Annotated in this window: 17 protein-coding genes; 14 read left to right on the top strand and 3 right to left on the bottom strand. The window is 73.3% G+C overall.

Annotated elements, in window-relative coordinates; all coding sequences use genetic code 11:
• Window positions 1–36: 36 nt before the first annotated feature.
• Complete coding sequence (locus ACIP4P_RS22365) at window positions 37–948, bottom strand: polysaccharide deacetylase family protein (RefSeq protein ID WP_400920947.1); 912 nt, start codon at window positions 946–948, stop codon at window positions 37–39.
• A gap of 258 nt (window positions 949–1,206) precedes the next feature.
• On the opposite strand from ACIP4P_RS22365, the gene ACIP4P_RS22360 reads away from it, so the two are divergent.
• From ACIP4P_RS22360 to ACIP4P_RS22350, 3 genes are all read left to right on the top strand, one after another.
• Entirely contained in the window at window positions 1,207–2,091 is an 885-nt protein-coding gene (locus ACIP4P_RS22360; protein WP_400920944.1) for an SAM-dependent methyltransferase, read from the top strand.
• Window positions 2,092–2,190: 99 nt separating this feature from the next.
• Complete coding sequence (locus ACIP4P_RS22355) at window positions 2,191–2,766, top strand: HD domain-containing protein (RefSeq protein WP_400920942.1); 576 nt, start codon at window positions 2,191–2,193, stop codon at window positions 2,764–2,766.
• Between the two features lie 38 nt (window positions 2,767–2,804).
• Window positions 2,805–3,311 (top strand): FBP domain-containing protein, encoded by a 507-nt coding sequence (locus tag ACIP4P_RS22350; RefSeq protein ID WP_400920941.1) that lies wholly within the window; start codon window positions 2,805–2,807, stop codon window positions 3,309–3,311.
• Window positions 3,312–3,352: 41 nt separating this feature from the next.
• Here ACIP4P_RS22350 and ACIP4P_RS22345 read toward each other — a convergent pair whose 3' ends face one another.
• Both ACIP4P_RS22345 and ACIP4P_RS22340 read right to left on the bottom strand, forming a co-directional pair.
• The gene (locus tag ACIP4P_RS22345) at window positions 3,353–3,727 is read right to left on the bottom strand and encodes a S4 domain-containing protein (RefSeq protein WP_350512958.1); all 375 of its coding nucleotides are present in this window, start codon (window positions 3,725–3,727) and stop codon (window positions 3,353–3,355) included.
• 73 nt (window positions 3,728–3,800) lie between these two features.
• Window positions 3,801–4,205 carry a VOC family protein gene (locus ACIP4P_RS22340; RefSeq protein WP_400920940.1) on the bottom strand — a complete coding sequence of 135 codons (405 nt, stop codon included), beginning with the start codon at window positions 4,203–4,205 and terminating at the stop codon, window positions 3,801–3,803.
• A gap of 82 nt (window positions 4,206–4,287) precedes the next feature.
• Here ACIP4P_RS22340 and ACIP4P_RS22335 point away from each other — a divergent pair, with 82 nt between their 5' ends.
• The 11 genes from ACIP4P_RS22335 (at window position 4,288) to ACIP4P_RS22285 (ending at window position 15,655) form a co-directional block, all read left to right on the top strand.
• Complete coding sequence (locus tag ACIP4P_RS22335) at window positions 4,288–5,559, top strand: methyltransferase (RefSeq protein ID WP_400920939.1); 1,272 nt, start codon at window positions 4,288–4,290, stop codon at window positions 5,557–5,559.
• A 115-nt stretch (window positions 5,560–5,674) separates the two neighbouring features.
• Window positions 5,675–6,703, top strand: a complete 1,029-nt coding sequence (gene argC / locus ACIP4P_RS22330) for an N-acetyl-gamma-glutamyl-phosphate reductase (RefSeq protein WP_400920937.1) — start codon at window positions 5,675–5,677, stop codon at window positions 6,701–6,703.
• Between the two features lie 17 nt (window positions 6,704–6,720).
• On the top strand, window positions 6,721–7,869 hold the full coding sequence (gene argJ, locus ACIP4P_RS22325; RefSeq protein ID WP_350513013.1) for a bifunctional glutamate N-acetyltransferase/amino-acid acetyltransferase ArgJ: 1,149 nt from the start codon (window positions 6,721–6,723) through the stop codon (window positions 7,867–7,869).
• 83 nt (window positions 7,870–7,952) lie between these two features.
• Window positions 7,953–8,885, top strand: a complete 933-nt coding sequence (gene argB / locus ACIP4P_RS22320; protein WP_350512954.1) for an acetylglutamate kinase — start codon at window positions 7,953–7,955, stop codon at window positions 8,883–8,885.
• Complete coding sequence (locus ACIP4P_RS22315) at window positions 8,882–10,087, top strand: acetylornithine transaminase (protein ID WP_400920934.1); 1,206 nt, start codon at window positions 8,882–8,884, stop codon at window positions 10,085–10,087. Before argB ends, ACIP4P_RS22315 begins: the two co-directional genes overlap by 4 nt.
• 23 nt (window positions 10,088–10,110) lie before the next feature.
• Complete coding sequence (locus ACIP4P_RS22310; protein ID WP_270148298.1) at window positions 10,111–10,659, top strand: arginine repressor; 549 nt, start codon at window positions 10,111–10,113, stop codon at window positions 10,657–10,659.
• Between the two features lie 115 nt (window positions 10,660–10,774).
• Entirely contained in the window at window positions 10,775–12,199 is a 1,425-nt protein-coding gene (gene argH / locus ACIP4P_RS22305; RefSeq protein ID WP_400920931.1) for an argininosuccinate lyase, read from the top strand.
• Window positions 12,200–12,307: 108 nt separating this feature from the next.
• Complete coding sequence (locus ACIP4P_RS22300) at window positions 12,308–12,565, top strand: hypothetical protein (RefSeq protein WP_350512951.1); 258 nt, start codon at window positions 12,308–12,310, stop codon at window positions 12,563–12,565.
• 258 nt (window positions 12,566–12,823) lie between these two features.
• Window positions 12,824–13,327, top strand: coding sequence for a GNAT family N-acetyltransferase (locus ACIP4P_RS22295; protein ID WP_400920929.1), 504 nt, complete (start codon window positions 12,824–12,826; stop codon window positions 13,325–13,327).
• Between the two features lie 568 nt (window positions 13,328–13,895).
• The gene (locus tag ACIP4P_RS22290; RefSeq protein ID WP_350512949.1) at window positions 13,896–14,921 is read left to right on the top strand and encodes an ATP-binding cassette domain-containing protein; all 1,026 of its coding nucleotides are present in this window, start codon (window positions 13,896–13,898) and stop codon (window positions 14,919–14,921) included.
• Window positions 14,922–14,926: 5 nt separating this feature from the next.
• On the top strand, window positions 14,927–15,655 hold the full coding sequence (locus ACIP4P_RS22285; RefSeq protein ID WP_400921079.1) for a methionine ABC transporter permease: 729 nt from the start codon (window positions 14,927–14,929) through the stop codon (window positions 15,653–15,655).
• The last annotated feature ends 30 nt before the right edge of the window (window positions 15,656–15,685 follow it).

Raw genomic sequence — 15,685 nt, 5'->3', positions numbered from 1 at the left:
CCTGAGCCCAGCCGCCTGAGCCGCCTGATCGGCGGCTCAGGCGCAGAGCTGGCTGGCGGTGACCGGCTTGAGCCCCGCCTTGGTCAGCCCGTCCAGGATCGCCGGCAGCGCGTCGATGGTGCACTGGTGGCTCATGTGCAGCGCCACCACCGAGCCGCCGCGCACCGCGTTCAGCACCCGGCGCTGCAGCTCGGCGGCGCTCGGGTCGTTGTAGTCGCGCGGGTCGACGTCGAAGGAGAGCACGTGCTCGTAGCCGACCGCCTTGGCCTGCTCGCGCACCATCGAGGTGGCGTACTGGGCGGCGGAGGGCCGGAACCAGCGGCCGATCGAGCCGGTCAGCCGCTGCAGCCGCTCGGCGCACTGGGCGATCTCGGCGCGGGCCTGGTCCGGGCTCATCGCGGAGATGTCGAGGTGGTTCTGGGTGTGGTTGCCCAGTTCGTGGCCGGCGTCCAGGATCCGCCGGACCATCTGCGGCTGCTGGTCCAGCCAGCTGCCGACCGCCATCACGGTGAGTTTGACGCCGCGTTGCTCGGCGGCCTCCAGCAGGGCGGTGGCGAGCTTCGGGTCGCCGCTGCCGTGACAGGTGAGCGCCACGAGCTTGCCGGTGCGCGAGCCGTGCACCACCTCGTACGGGGTGCCGGCCGCCAGCGGGGGCAGTACGGGCGGGGTCGGCGGGGCGGGGGCGGTGGCCGTGGCGGCGGCCGGGGCCGCTTCGGCCGGGGTCGCCTCGGCGGTGGCGGTCGGGCTGGGGGAGGCGGGTCCCTCGCCGCCGTTCCAGGCCGGGTCGGTGGTGTGCTGGGGGTCGATACTGCCGGGGTGCGCGGCGAACGTCCCGGTCTCGGCGCGCCGGGGCGTGCCGGTGCCGCAGGACGAGAGGAGCCCGCCGGCGGCGGTAAGGGCGGCCAGCTTGGCGGCGGTGCGCAGTACGGTGCGGCGGTCGGCAGTCATCGGCAGTCAGCATAGAGAGGCCGGACCCGCCGGGCGATCCGGTGCCGCCATCCGGTGCCGCGGTCCGGGATCGGGACCGGGGGCCGGCCCGGGCCGCGCCCGACACCCTCCTTGACGTGCACACATCCTGCTCCTCGGGTGTTGCGGAAACCTGAACTACCGCTGTTTCCACGGCGTGTCCTTGGATACGATCACCGCGCACCGCGTGTTACGGGGCAGTAGGCACATTCCGGCATTGCGCATTGGGGGCGGAACAGGATGCACGAGGACACCGCGGCCATCGACCAGGACACCCGCACCGGCTGGGAGTGGGCCAGAGCCGACGACTGGCAGCCGCCGAGCGAGCTCGACACCGGCATCCCGCACACCGCCCGGATGTACGACTACTACCTGGGCGGCAAGGACAACTTCGAGGCGGACCGCAAGGCCGCCCAGGCCGCGATAGCCGCCTACCCCGCGCTGCCGCTGCTGGCCCGCACCAACCGGCAGTTCCTCGGCCGGGCCGTCGAGTTCGCGGCGGGCCGGGGGATCCGCCAGTTCATCGACATCGGCACCGGCATCCCGGCCGTGGGCTCCACCAACGAGGTCGCCCAGCGGGTCGCCCCGGACGCCCGGGTGGTCTACGTGGACAACGACCCGATCGTCGCCACCCACGCCCGCGCCCTGCTGGCCGGCCACCCGGCCGGGCACACCTCCGTGATCGAGGCCGACCTGCGCGACCCGGAGGCGATCCTGGGCCACCCCGCGCTCGCCGCCGCCGTCGACCTCGGCCGGCCCGTCGCGCTGATGCTGGTCGCCGTCCTGCACTTCATCCGGGATGAGGAGGGCGCCCAGCGGATCGTCCGCACCCTGCGCGAGGCGCTCGCCCCCGGCAGCGCCCTGATCCTCTCCCACGGCAGCCCCGACTTCGCCTCCCGGGAGAGCGCCGCCGAGGGCACCCGGATCTACCGGAGCGCCAGCGCCCCGCTGGTGCTGCGACCCCGGGCCGACGTCGAACCCTTCTTCGGCGACTTCGAGTTCGTCGGCCCCGGGCTCGTCCAACTCCCGCTCTGGCGCCCCGACGCGGGCCACATCCGCACCACCGAGCTGCCCGAGGGCTGGCAGGACGTCTCCGCGTACGCGGGCGTCGCCCTCAAGCCGTGAGCGGGCCCGGTCCCGGCGCCCCCCTCCGGCGCCGGGACCGGTGACCGCACCCTACGTCCGGGTACTGACAGTCCGGCACCGCCGCGGATACCCTGCGGCGTGACCACCACCCGGCCGCCGCTGCCGTCCCTGCCCCCGCTGCCGTCCGACGTCGCCGAACTGCTGCGGGCCGTCGACGCCCCGCCCCGACTGGTCGCCCACCTCGCGCTGGTGGCCGAAGTCGCGGAGCGGATCGCCGAGTTCTGGGTCGGGCAGGGACTGGACCTCGACCGCGCGGCCGTCCGGTTCGGCGCCGCCACCCACGACATCGGCAAGGCCGTCCACCCCGAGGAGCTCTCGGCGCCCGGCTCCGCGCACGAACCCGCCGGGTACGCCCTGCTGCTGGCCCACGGCGTGCCCGAGCCGCTGGCCCGGTTCGCCCGCAGCCACGCCACCTGGGGCGAACCCGGCACCACCACCGAGGAGTTGCTGGTCAGCCTGGCGGACAAGGCCTGGAAGAACCAGCGCGTCCAGGACCTGGAGGACCGGGTGGTCGACCGGCTCGCCGCCGCCACCGGCCGGGAGCGCTGGGAGGCCTTCCTCGCCCTGGACGACCTGCTCACCCGGATCGGCGAGGACGCCCCGCGGCGGCTCGCCCTGCAGGCTGCGCACCCGGTGCGCACCGGCCGGAATTGACGCGACAGGGTGCGCCGGGCGGTGTTAGTTTCCGCCTCATGGAACCACTCGGCGACCTTGAGATCCGCGCGTCCTTCGTCAACTGCTCCAAGGGCGAGGCCCGTCGGCTCAACCTGCCCCGGGGCCTGGCCGAACTCCCCTGGGGGGACTTGGACTTCCTCGGCTGGCGGGACCAGGGCGCACCCGATCGGGCGTACCTGGTGGCGCCGCACGGCGGCGAGCTGGTCGGCGTGACGCTGCGCTCGCCGATGGTCCGGCGCAGCCTGACCAAGACCAACGTCTGCTCGCTGTGCATCACCGCGCACGCCGGGTCGGGCGTCGCCCTGCTGGCGGCCCGCCGGGCCGGGGTGTCCGGGCGCGAGGGCAACACCGTCGGTACGTACATCTGCGCGGACCTCGCCTGCTCGCTCTACGTCCGCGGGGTGAAGAAGTCCACCCTGGTGACCAGGCCGGACGAGTCGCTGCCACTGGAGCGGCAGATCGCCCGGACGGTGGACAACCTCGACGCCTTCCTCGCCAAGGTGCTCACCGACACCGCGGCGTAGCGCCCGGGCGGCGCAGCGACACAGCGCCGTAGCGGCCCGCCCTAGCGGTGGCGCAGCTGGTCCAGGTCCCGGCGCTCCCGCTTGGTGGGGCGCCCGGCGCCGCGGTCCCGCTCGAAGACCGGTGCGACGAACTCGCGCGGCGGCCGCGGCGGGCTGTTGTCGGTCAGGCACTCCGCCGCCACCGCGGCGCCGACCCGCTTGCGGATCAGCTGCCGCACCACGACCACCCGCTCGTACCCCTCCTCGCGGACCCGGACCTCGTCCCCGGCCTTGAGCGTCTGCGCCGGCTTGGCCCGCTCGCCGTTCACCCGCACGTGCCCGGCCTTGCAGGCGGCCGCGGCCAGCGCCCGTGTCTTGGCCAGCCGGACCGACCAGATCCAGGCGTCCACCCGCACGCTTCCCTCGTGTTCAGCCATCCCCGGAGCCTACATAGGGCGTGTCTGACAATTCCCGCCGCGCGCTGATCCGACGCGAATTGTCAGACGCGCCCTAAGCCGCTGCGGGGACCTCCTGGACCGCCCAGCCGTTGCCGTCCGGGTCGTTGAAGAACACGAAGTTGTTCCAGGCCTCGCCGTGCCCGTTCACCCGCGCACCCGCGACGAAGTGCTGGACCGGGCTGACCACCACGCCCCGGGCGGCCAGTTCCGCGTGCGCCTTCTCGATGTCCGGCACCACCAGTTGGAGGCCCTTCACCGAGCCGGGCGCCGCCTCGATCACCCCGGTGCCCACCACGATCGAGCAGGGCGAGCCCGGGGGAGTCAGCTGGACCACCCGGACGCCGTCCCGCAGCCGGGTGTCGTGGTCGACCCTGAAGCCGGCCTGCTCCTCGTAGAAGAGCTTCGCGCGGTCCACGTCCGCTACCGGGACCACCACGACTTCGAGCTTCCAGTCCATCGCCCTCACCCCTCTCGGTCAGGCTCTTCCAGTATCTGCCGAAACCGTTCCCCGGCGGACCTTCGGATAGCCTGAGAACACGATGAATCCGCAGACCACGCCCGCCTCGTCACCGTCCGCAACCACCTTCGCGACCCCCTGGGGCACCCTCGACCTCACCCGCTTCCCGGTGGATCCGCGCGAGCGGCTGCGGGCCTGGGACGCCGCCGACGAGTACCTGCTGCGCCACCTGGCCGGCGAGACCGACAGTGCCGGGGGCGCCGCCACCGAGCTGGCCGGCCGCCGGATCGTCGTCCTCGGCGACCGCTGGGGTGCGCTGACCACCGCGCTGGCCACCGCGCCGTCCGCCGAGTCGGCCACCGAGCCGTCCACCGGACCCGCGCCCGCGCCCGCGCCGTACGAACCGGTGCAGATCAGCGACTCCCACCTCGGCCGCCAGGCCACCCGGGAGAACCTCGCCCGGGCCGGCGCCGCCGTCGACGAGGCCAGGCTGCTGACCACCCGGGACACCCCGCCGGAGCGGATCGACGTCCTGCTGGTGCGCGTCCCCAAGAGCCTGGCCCTGCTGGAGGACCAGCTGCACCGGCTCGCCCCGGCGATCCACCCCGGCACCGTGGTGATCGGCACCGGCATGGTGACCGAGATCCACACCTCCACCCTCCAGCTCTTCGAGAAGGTCCTCGGCCCGACCCGCACCTCGCTCGCGGTCCGCAAGGCCCGGCTGATCCTCTGCACCCCCGACCCGGCGCTCGACCGCGGCCCCAACCCGTGGCCGCACCGCTACGCGCTGCCGTCCGACATCGGCGCCGCCGCCGGCCGCACCGTGGTGAACCACGCGGGCACCTTCTGCGCCGAGCGGCTCGACATCGGCACCCGCTTCTTCCTGGCCCACCTGCCCACCCCGGCCCCCGGCGACCGGGTGGTCGACCTGGGCTGCGGCAACGGCGTGGTCGGTACGGCCGCCGCGCTGGCCGGTCCGGGCGCCGAGCTGCTGTTCGTGGACGAGTCGCACCAGGCGGTGGCCTCCGCCGAGGAGACCTTCCGCACCAACCTGGGCCCGGACGCCCCGGCCGAGTTCCGCACCGCCGACGCGCTCGACCCGGCGGTGTTCGCTCCCGGCTCGGTGGACCTGGTGCTCAACAACCCGCCGTTCCACTCCCACCAGGCGACCACCGACGCCACCGCCTGGCGGATGTTCACCGGTGCCCGACGGGCACTGCGGCCGGGCGGCGAGCTCTGGGTGGTCGGCAACCGCCACCTCGGCTACCACGTGAAGCTGCGCAAGCTGTTCGGCAACTGCCAACTCGTGGCCGGGAACCCGAAGTTCGTGGTGCTGCGGGCGGTCAAGCGCTGACCGGCCCGGTCGCCGGCCGGCCCGCCCCACCCGGGCGGGCCCCGGCCCCGCCATGGACTCCTTGCATGGATTTTCCCTCACGCGTATATTCATGCCACGACAAAGGAGGAACGCCATGGCATTGCGAGTCGCCGTCGCCGGCGCGAGCGGGTACGCGGGCGGCGAGGTGCTGCGCCTGCTGCTCGGCCACCCGGAGGTGGAGATCGGGGCGCTGACCGGCGGCTCGAACGCGGGGACCAGACTGGGTGAGCTGCAACCGCACCTGATCCCGCTGGCCGACCGCGTCCTCCAGCCCACCACCCCCGAGGTGCTGGCCGACCACGACGTGGTGTTCCTGGCGCTGCCGCACGGGCAGTCCGCCGCCGTCGCCGAGGCCCTCGGTCAGAACGTCCTGGTGATCGACTGCGGCGCCGACTTCCGGCTCAAGGCCGCCACCGACTGGGAGCAGTTCTACGGCAGCGCCCACGCCGGCACCTGGCCCTACGGCCTGCCCGAACTCCCCGGCCACCGCGCCGCGTTGATGGGCAGCAACCGGATCGCCGTGCCCGGCTGCTACCCGACCGCCGTCTCCCTGGCGCTCTTCCCGGCCTACGCGGCCGACCTCGCCGAGCCGGAGGCCGTGGTGGTCGCCGCCTCCGGCACCTCCGGCGCGGGCAAGGCCGCCAAGACCCACCTGCTCGGCAGCGAGGTCATGGGCAACGTGAGCCCGTACGGCGTCGGCGGCGTGCACCGGCACACCCCCGAGATGGTGCAGAACCTCAGCCCGGTCGCCGGTCAGCCGGTCACCGTCTCCTTCACCCCCACCCTGGTCCCGATGCCGCGCGGCATCCTGGCCACCTGCTCCGCCAAGGCGAAGCCGGGCGTGACCGCCGGGAGCCTGCGCGCCGCGTACGCCGAGGCGTTCGCCGACGAGCCCTTCGTCCACCTGCTGCCCGAGGGGCAGTGGCCGCAGACCAGCAGCGTCTACGGCGCCAACACCGCCCTGGTCCAGGTCGCCCTGGACGCCACCGCCGGGCGGATCATCGCGATCAGCGCGATCGACAACCTGGTCAAGGGCACCGCCGGCGGCGCGGTGCAGAGCATGAACATCGCCCTCGGTCTCCCCGAGGAGCTGGGCCTTCCGCTGAACGGAGTCGCACCGTGACCACCCCGAACACCGGCGTGACCGCCGCCCAGGGCTTCCGGGCCGCCGGCGTGACCGCGGGCATCAAGGCCTCCGGCACCCCGGACCTCGCCCTGGTGGTCAACGACGGTCCGTCGTTCGCCGCGGCCGGCGTCTTCACCTCCAACCGGGTCAAGGCCGCGCCGGTGCTCTGGTCCCAGCAGGTCCTCAAGGGCGGCCGGGTCTCCGCCGTCGTCCTCAACTCCGGTGGCGCCAACGCCTGCACCGGCCCGGCCGGTTTCCAGGACACCCACGCCACCGCGGAGAAGGTCGCCGCCGAGCTGGAGCTCAACGCCGGCGAGGTCGCCGTCGCCTCCACCGGCCTGATCGGCGTCCGGCTCCCGATGGACATCCTGCTGCCCGGTGTCACCCTGGCCGTCGGCGAGCTCAGCGGGACCGGCGGCGAGGCCGCCGCGATCGCCATCAAGACCACCGACACCGTGCACAAGACCGCCCAGGTCACCAGCCCGGCCGGCTGGACGGTCGGCGGGATGGCCAAGGGCGCGGGCATGCTCGCCCCCGGCCTGGCCACCATGCTGGTCGTGCTCACCACCGACGCCGACCTGGACAGCGCCGCCCTGGACGCCGCGCTGCGCGGCGCCACCCGCACCACCTTCGACCGGATCGACTCCGACGGCTGCATGTCGACCAACGACACCGTGCTGCTGCTCGCCTCCGGCGCCACCGGCACCACCCCGGACCCGGCCGAGTTCGCCGAGGCCGTCCGCACCGTCAGCGCCGACCTGGCCCGCCAGCTGATCGGCGACGCCGAGGGCGCCAGCAAGGACATCCGGATCGACGTCACCGGTGCCGCCACCGAGGACGAGGCGGTCGAGGTCGCCCGCACCATCAGCCGCAACAACCTGCTCAAGTGCGCCATCCACGGCGAGGACCCCAACTGGGGCCGGGTGCTGTCCGCGATCGGCACCACCGCCGCCGCCTTCGACCCCGACCGGCTCGACGTGGCCATCAACGGCGTCTGGGTCTGCAAGGACGGCGGTGTCGGCGAGGACCGCGAGCTGGTGGACATGAAGGGCCGCGAGGTGGTCATCACCGCCGACCTCAACGCCGGTACGGCGAGCGCCTCGGTGTGGACCAACGACCTCACGGCCGACTACGTCCACGAGAACAGCGCCTACTCCAGCTGAACCGCGACGGCCGGCACCGCACGGCCGATCCGCGACATCCCCCCGGCCCGCGGCCGGGGGGACCCCATCGACGAGGGAATCCCGTGCAGATCGCACCCAAGGGCGAACAGGCCCGCAACAACACCGCGCTGCCCAAAGCCCTGACGCTGATCGAGGCGCTCCCGTGGCTGGAGCGCTTCCACGGCAAGACCGTGGTGATCAAGTTCGGCGGCAACGCCATGGTCGACGAGAGCCTCAAGTCCGCCTTCGCCCAGGACGTCGTCTTCCTCCGGTACGCCGGACTGCACCCCGTCGTGGTGCACGGCGGCGGCCCGCAGATCAGCGCCCAGCTGGAGAAGCTCGGCCTGGAGTCCAGCTTCACCAACGGCCTGCGGGTCACCACCCCGGAGACCATGGACGTGGTCCGGATGGTGCTGGCCGGCCAGGTGCAGCGCGAGCTGGTCGGCCTGCTCAACGAGCACGGCCCGTTCGCCGTCGGCATGACCGGCGAGGACGCCCACACCATGACGGCGGTCAAGCGCTACGCCGTGGTGGACGGCGAGCCGGTCGACATCGGCCTGGTCGGCGACATCGTCAACATCGAGGCCGGCGCGGTGAAGGCGCTGATCGCCGACGGCCGGATCCCGGTCATCTCCTCGATCGCCCGCGGCGCCGACGGCCACGTCTACAACATCAACGCCGACACCGCCGCGGCCGCCCTGGCGGTCGCCCTGGGCGCCGAGATGCTGGTGGTGCTGACCGACGTCGAGGGCCTGTACAAGGACTGGCCGAACTCCGACGACGTGATCAGCCAGCTCAACGCCACCGAACTGGAGGGGCTGCTGCCGACCCTGGCCAGCGGCATGCTCCCCAAGATGGAGGGCTGCCTGCGCGCCGTCCGCTCCGGCGTGGGCACCGCCCGCGTGCTGGACGGCCGGGTGCAGCACAGCCTGCTGCTGGAGATCTTCACCGACGAGGGCATCGGCACGATGGTCGTGCCCGACGACGAGCCGACCGTGACCGGGGGACTGGCATGACGCACAACGAGCAGCTCACCGACCGGTGGCAGCACACCTTCACCGACAACTACGGCACCCCGCGGATCCCGCTGGTGCGCGGCGAGGGCGCCAAGCTCTGGGACGCCGACGGCAAGGAGTACACCGACCTGCTCGGCGGCATCGCCGTCAACGCCCTCGGCACCGCCCACCCGGCCGTGGTCGAGGCGGTCAGCCGGCAGATCGCCACCCTCGGCCACGTCTCCAACCTCTTCATGGCCGAGCCGACCATCGCCCTCGCCGAGCGGCTGCTCCGGCTGGACGGCCGGGACGGCGGCCGGGTGTTCTTCTGCAACTCCGGCGCCGAGGCCAACGAGGCCGCTTTCAAGATCAGCCGGCGCACCGGCCGCACCCACCTGGTCGCCCTCCAGGGCGGCTTCCACGGCCGGACCATGGGCGCCCTCGCGCTCACCGGCCAGCCCGCCAAGCAGGACCCGTTCCGCCCGCTGCCCGGCGACGTCACCCACGTCCCGTTCGGCGACGTCGAGGCGCTGCGCGCGGCCGTCACCACCGAGACCGCCGCCGTCTTCCTGGAGCCGATCCAGGGCGAGAACGGCGCGATCCCGCTGCCCGACGGCTACCTGAGGGCGGCCCGCGAGATCACCCGGGCCACCGGCACCCTGCTGGTCCTGGACGAGATCCAGACCGGCGTCGGCCGCACCGGTCACTGGTACGCCCACCAGGCCTTCGAGGGCGTCGAGCCGGACGTGGTCACCCTGGCCAAGGCGCTCGGCGGCGGCCTGCCGATGGGCGCGGTGCTGGCCTTCGGCCCGGCCGCCGACCTGCTCACCCCGGGCCAGCACGGCACCACCTTCGGCGGCAACCCGGTGGCCGCCGCGGCCGGGCTCGCGGTGCTGGACACCATCGAGTCCGAGGGCCTGCTGGAGCACGTGCGCAAGATCGGCGACCGGCTGCGGCACGGCGTCGAGGCGATCGGCGACCCGCTGGTCTCGCACGTGCGGGGCGCCGGACTGCTGCTCGGCATCGTCCTCACCCAGCCGGTCGCGGCCCGGGTGCAGGCCGTCGCCCAGCAGGCGGGCTTCCTGGTCAACGCCGCCGTCCCGGACGCCGTACGGCTCGCGCCCCCGCTGGTGCTCACCGAGCAGGAGGCGGACGCCTTCCTCGCCGCGCTGCCGGGCATCCTCCGGACGGTCCGCGAGAGCGCCCCGGCCGATGCGAGCTGACCGTCGTCCGGGAGAATAATCACATGACCGATTCCCGCTCCGGCCCCTCCGCCGCCGGCCCGACGCCGCAGGTCCCGCAGACCCGCACCGCGCGCCACCGGCGGATCGTGGACCTGCTCACCCGCCAGCCCGTGCGTTCGCAGAGCCAGCTCGCCAAGCTGCTCGCCGACGACGGACTCGTGGTCACCCAGGCCACCCTCTCCCGGGACCTGGACGAGCTGGGCGCGGTCAAGATCCGCAACCGGGACGGCGCACTGATCTACGCCGTCCCCGCCGAGGGCGGCGACCGCACACCGCGCGCCCCGATGGGGGAGTCGGCCAGCGAGGGCCGGATGGCCCGGCTGGCCGGCGAGCTGATGGTCTCCGCGACCGCCTCCGGCAACCTGGTGGTGCTGCGCACCCCGCCCGGGGCCGCCCAGTTCCTCGCCTCGGCGATCGACCAGGCGGAGGTGTTCGAGATCATCGGCACCATCGCGGGCGACGACACCGTGCTGCTGATCAGCCGCGACCCGGCGGGCGGCCAGGCGCTGGCCGACCACCTGATGCAACTCGCCCAGGCCAAGGCCCAGTAGGGCCGCGGCCACCGGAACCCCGGTCGAAGGATCCCCTTCGACCGGGGTTTTGTGTTTCATACGGTGTGATGCATACTTATGCCACCCACCGTACATGTGTGAAGGAGCCACCGCGATGACGGCCCAGCAGTCCTCCGACGTCCGCCTCTGGGGCGCGCGCTTCGCCGACGGCCCGTCCGAGGCGCTGGCCCGGCTCTCCGCCTCGGTCCACTTCGACTGGCGGCTCGCGCCGTACGACATCGCCGGCTCCAAGGCCCACGCCCGGGTGCTGCACAAGGCCGGACTGCTCTCCGACGAGGAGCTGGCCGGCATGCTGGCGGGCCTCGACCAGCTGCTCGCCGACGTCCAGGCCGGCACCTTCGTCGGCACCGTCGCGGACGAGGACGTCCACACCGCCCTGGAGCGCGGCCTGCTGGAGCGCCTCGGCGCCGAACTCGGCGGCAAGCTGCGGGCCGGGCGCTCGCGCAACGACCAGATCGCCACCCTCTTCCGGATGTACCTGCGGGACCACGCCCGGACCATCGGCGGCCTGCTGCTCGACCTCCAGCACGCCCTGGTCGGCCTCGCCGAGGCCCACCCGGACACCGCGATGCCGGGCCGCACCCACCTCCAGCACGCCCAGCCGGTGCTCTTCGCCCACCACGTCCTCGCGCACGTGCAGGCCCTCGGCCGGGACGCCGAGCGGCTGCGCCAGTGGGACGCCCGCACCGCCGTCTCCCCGTACGGCTCCGGCGCGCTGGCCGGCTCCTCGCTCGGCCTCGACCCCCAGGCGGTCGCCGCCGACCTCGGCTTCGAGGGCGGCTCGGTCGGCAACTCCATCGACGGCACCGCCTCGCGCGACTTCGTCGCCGAGTTCGCCTTCGTCACCGCGATGATCGGGATCAACCTCTCCCGGATCGCGGAGGAGGTGATCATCTGGAACACCAAGGAGTTCGGCTTCATCACCCTGCACGACGCCTTCTCCACCGGCTCCTCGATCATGCCGCAGAAGAAGAACCCGGACATCGCCGAGCTGGCCCGGGGCAAGTCCGGCCGGCTGATCGGCAACCTGACCGGCCTGCTGGCCACCCTCAAGGCGCTGCCGCTCGCCTACAACCGGGACCTCCAGGAGGACAAGGAGCCGGTCTTCGACTCCTGCGACACCCTGGAGGTGCTGCTGCCCGCGTTCACCGGGATGATGGCCACCCTCACCGTGCACCGCGAGCGGCTGGAGGAGCTGGCCCCGGCCGGCTTCTCGCTCGCCACCGACATCGCCGAGTGGCTGGTCAAGCAGGGCGTGCCGTTCCGGGTCGCGCACGAGGTGGCCGGCGCCTGCGTCAAGGTCTGCGAGGGCCAGGGCATCGAGCTGTCCGACCTGACGGACGAGCAGTTCGCCTCGATCTCCGAGCACCTGACCCCCGACGTCCGGTCGGTGCTCAGCGTGCACGGCGCCATCGCCTCCCGCAACGGGCGCGGCGGCACCGCCCCCTCGGCCGTCGCGGTCCAGCTTGCCGAGGTGAAGGCGGACCTGGCGCGGCAGCAGGAGTGGACCCAGAACTGACGCCTGGAGCAGCGTGTGAGGGGCGCGGCGGTCCGACCGGCGCGCCCCTGCCGCGTGCGCGCCCCGGTCCGGGCGTAACCGGCTCCGCCCGGGCCCGTCAAGCACGGTGTGTGCACCCCCCTTCCGCCCGTCCCCTCCGCCGAGGACGTCTACCTCGCCGAACGCCGCCGCCGCGTGGTCCGGGAGACCGTCGCCGCGCTGCCCGGCCGCTGCCCGCAGCTGGTCGCGGCCCTCGCCGAGGATCCGCCGCCCACCTACCGCGAGCTCTCCGAACGCCTCGGCATGCCACGCGGCTCCATCGGCCCCACCCGCTCCCGCTGCCTGGCCTGCCTGCGGCTCCTCCTGCGCGCCGAGCGCTACCCCTGACCGGGCGGCCCCGCCCGTCCGCGGCCGCCCTCACCCGGGCGCCCCACAGCAGCAGCCGCCCCGCGCCCGGCGCGTCGCCCCCGCCGCCACTCCGGCGTGACCCTTGCCACGTCTGGCCCTCCGAAGGTTGAGGGAAGCTGACACCCGGGTAGCACGCTGGCGAACGTCACTCTTGACGGTGGCGCGTCCACTCGGATACTGAGCGTGAGCGCGCCACCCTCTGCGCGCCGGGCACGACGACTGGGGAGGCCCCTCCACATGGGCATGAGCGTGATCATCTCGGCCGCGGCGGCCGAGGACGCGGAGCAGATCCTCAAGCTCCAGTACCTGGGCTACCAGCCCGAGGCGGAGCTGTACGGCGACTGGGCGATCGAGCCCCTGACACAGAGCCTGGAGAGCCTGCGCGCCGAACTGACCGAGCAGCACGTCCTGGTCGCCCGGCTGGGCGACGAGGTGGTCGGCGCCGTCCGCGGCCACGTAGACGCCGAGGGCATCGGCCGGATAGGGCGTCTGGTGGTCCACCCCCGGATGCAGCGGCACGGCCTGGGCGGCCGCCTCCTGGACGCGCTGGAGCGCCGGATGGCCGAGGACGGCCGCCCGGTGACGGTCTTCCGGCTGTTCACCGGCCACCGGAGCCTCGGCAACCTGCGGCTCTACGCCCGCCAGGGCTACCGGCAGACCGCCGTCGAGCCCGTCACCAGCCGGCTGAGCGTCGTGCACCTGGAGAAGCCGGTCGCCACCCCGCTCGCCAGGACCGCCTGAGCGCCGCCCGCACCCGGGCATCCTCGACCGACCTCGACGCCGCCGCCATCCGGACCCCGGGTGGGCGGCGTCGAGGCGTTCCACCCCGGTCCCCGTAGGCCGGTGTCCGCAATGCGGACAGTCGGGCCCGAACAGTTGGGCGGGAATCGACCCATCTGTTTTACTGGCTCACATGACTGCGACGACGAACTGGACCCCCACCGGCACGCTGCCGGCAGGTGAGCGTGCCATGTGCCGTCGAATGTGTCACTGCTGAGGGCCACCGCCCCCGGCACCCACTGAGGGTGCCACCCCCTCGCGCCCCGAAGCGAGACTCCGGCGCCGCTCCCGCCCGTGCGAGCGCGCCCCTCCCGGAAACCGGAAGTCCCGGACCCTCTCCTCCGGCGTGCCCGCCCGCGGCCGTCGATGACTCGTTAGGGCCACGCCGTCGCGCGGCCCGGCCGTTCTGCGGCCACGATCAAGGGGTGGCAGGTCCGGATCCTCCTGGTGAGGCGTCGTGGAACGCCGCCGACCGCACCGCGGTCGGTCGGCCGACACCGCCGCCCGCCCCCGACCCACGGAAGCAGCTGTGATCACCACCACGGACCTGACGAAGGTCTACCGTTCCCGAGGCCGCGAGGTGACCGCCCTCGCCGGCGTCGACCTGCACGTCCGCCCGGGCGAGGTCTACGGAGTCGTCGGCACCAGCGGTGCCGGCAAGTCCACCCTCATCCGCTGCGTGAACATGCTGGAGCGCCCGACCTCCGGCACGGTCACCGTGGACGGGGTCGAACTCACCGCGCTGTCCGGCGGCGAGAACCGGGCCGGCAAGGACCTGCGCGAGGCGCGCCGCCGGATCGGCATGGTCTTCCAGCACTTCAACCTGCTCTCCTCCCGCACGGTGCAGCAGAACGTCGAGCTCCCGCTGGAGATCATCGGCCTGGACCGCACCCAGCGCCGCCGCAAGGCCGCCGAGCTGCTCGACCTGGTCGGCCTCGCCGACAAGGCCCGCAGCTACCCCAACCAGCTGTCCGGCGGCCAGAAGCAGCGGGTCGGCATCGCCCGCGCCCTGGCCGGCGACCCCAAGGTGCTGCTCTCCGACGAGGCCACCTCGGCGCTCGACCCGGAGACCACCCGCTCGATCCTCAAGCTGCTGCGCGACCTCAACCAGCAGCTGGGCCTGACGGTCCTGCTGATCACCCACGAGATGGACGTCATCAAGTCCGTCTGCGACTCCGCCGCCCTGATGCGCGGCGGCCGGGTGGTGGAGTCCGGCGAGCTGACCGACCTGCTGTCCGAGCCCGGCTCCGAACTGGCCCGCGAGCTGTTCCCGCTGAGCGAGTTCGGCACCGGCCACCCGGGTGCGACCGTGCTGGAGATCACCTTCCAGGGCGACACCCCGGCGCAGCCGTTCGTCTCCCAGCTGGCCCGCACCTACCAGATCGACATCAACATCCTCGGTGCCGCGGTGGAGACCATCGCCGGCCGGATGGTCGGCCGGATGCGGGTCGAGCTGCCCGGCGGCCACCAGGACAACGTGGTGCCGATCGGCTACCTGCGCGAGCAGGGCCTGCAGGTGGACGTGATCGGCGCGGCGGACGGAGCGGTGGCATGAGCGGTCTGAGCTGGGACCAGATGCAGGAACTGATGTGGCCCGCCACCCAGGAGACCTTCCAGATGGTCGGGGTCTCGACCCTGTGCACCGTGCTGATCGGTCTGCCGCTCGGCGTGCTGCTGGTGCTCACCTCCAAGGGCGGCGCGCTGCAGAACCAGCCGGTGAACAAGGTGCTCGGCGCGGTGGTGAACCTCACCCGCTCGCTGCCGTTCATCATCCTGATGATCGCGCTGATCTCCTTCACCCGCTGGCTGACCGGCAACTCCCTGGGCTGGCAGGCCGCGACCGTCCCGCTGACCGTCGGCGCGATCCCGTTCTTCGCCCGACTGGTCGAGACCTCCGTCCGGGAGGTCGACCGCGGGCTGATCGAGGCCGTCCAGGCGATGGGCGGCAGCACCTGGACGCTGGTCCGCAAGACGCTGGTGCCCGAGGCGCTGCCCGGCATCGTCGCCTCCGTCACCACCACGGTCATCGCCCTGATCGGCTACTCGGCGATGGCCGGCACGGTCGGCGGCGGCGGCCTGGGCGACCTCGCCTACCGGTACGGCTACCTGCGCTTCGAGACCGCCTTCATGTGGATCATCGTGGCCGAGATCGCGATCATCGTCACGATCATCCAGCTGGCCGGCGACTACGCCGTGCGCCGGCTGGCCAACCGGGGCCGCGGCGGCGGACGCACCCGCCTGCTCCGCCCGCGCGCCACCGCCCCCGACGACGAACTCGTCGCCTCCTAGACCTCCCCCGTCCGACCTCCGGACGCGGCT

The organism is Kitasatospora sp. NPDC089509 (genome assembly GCF_044749365.1).
GTDB lineage: Bacteria > Actinomycetota > Actinomycetes > Streptomycetales > Streptomycetaceae > Kitasatospora.
This window is presented reverse-complemented; position numbering and strand designations above follow the sequence as displayed.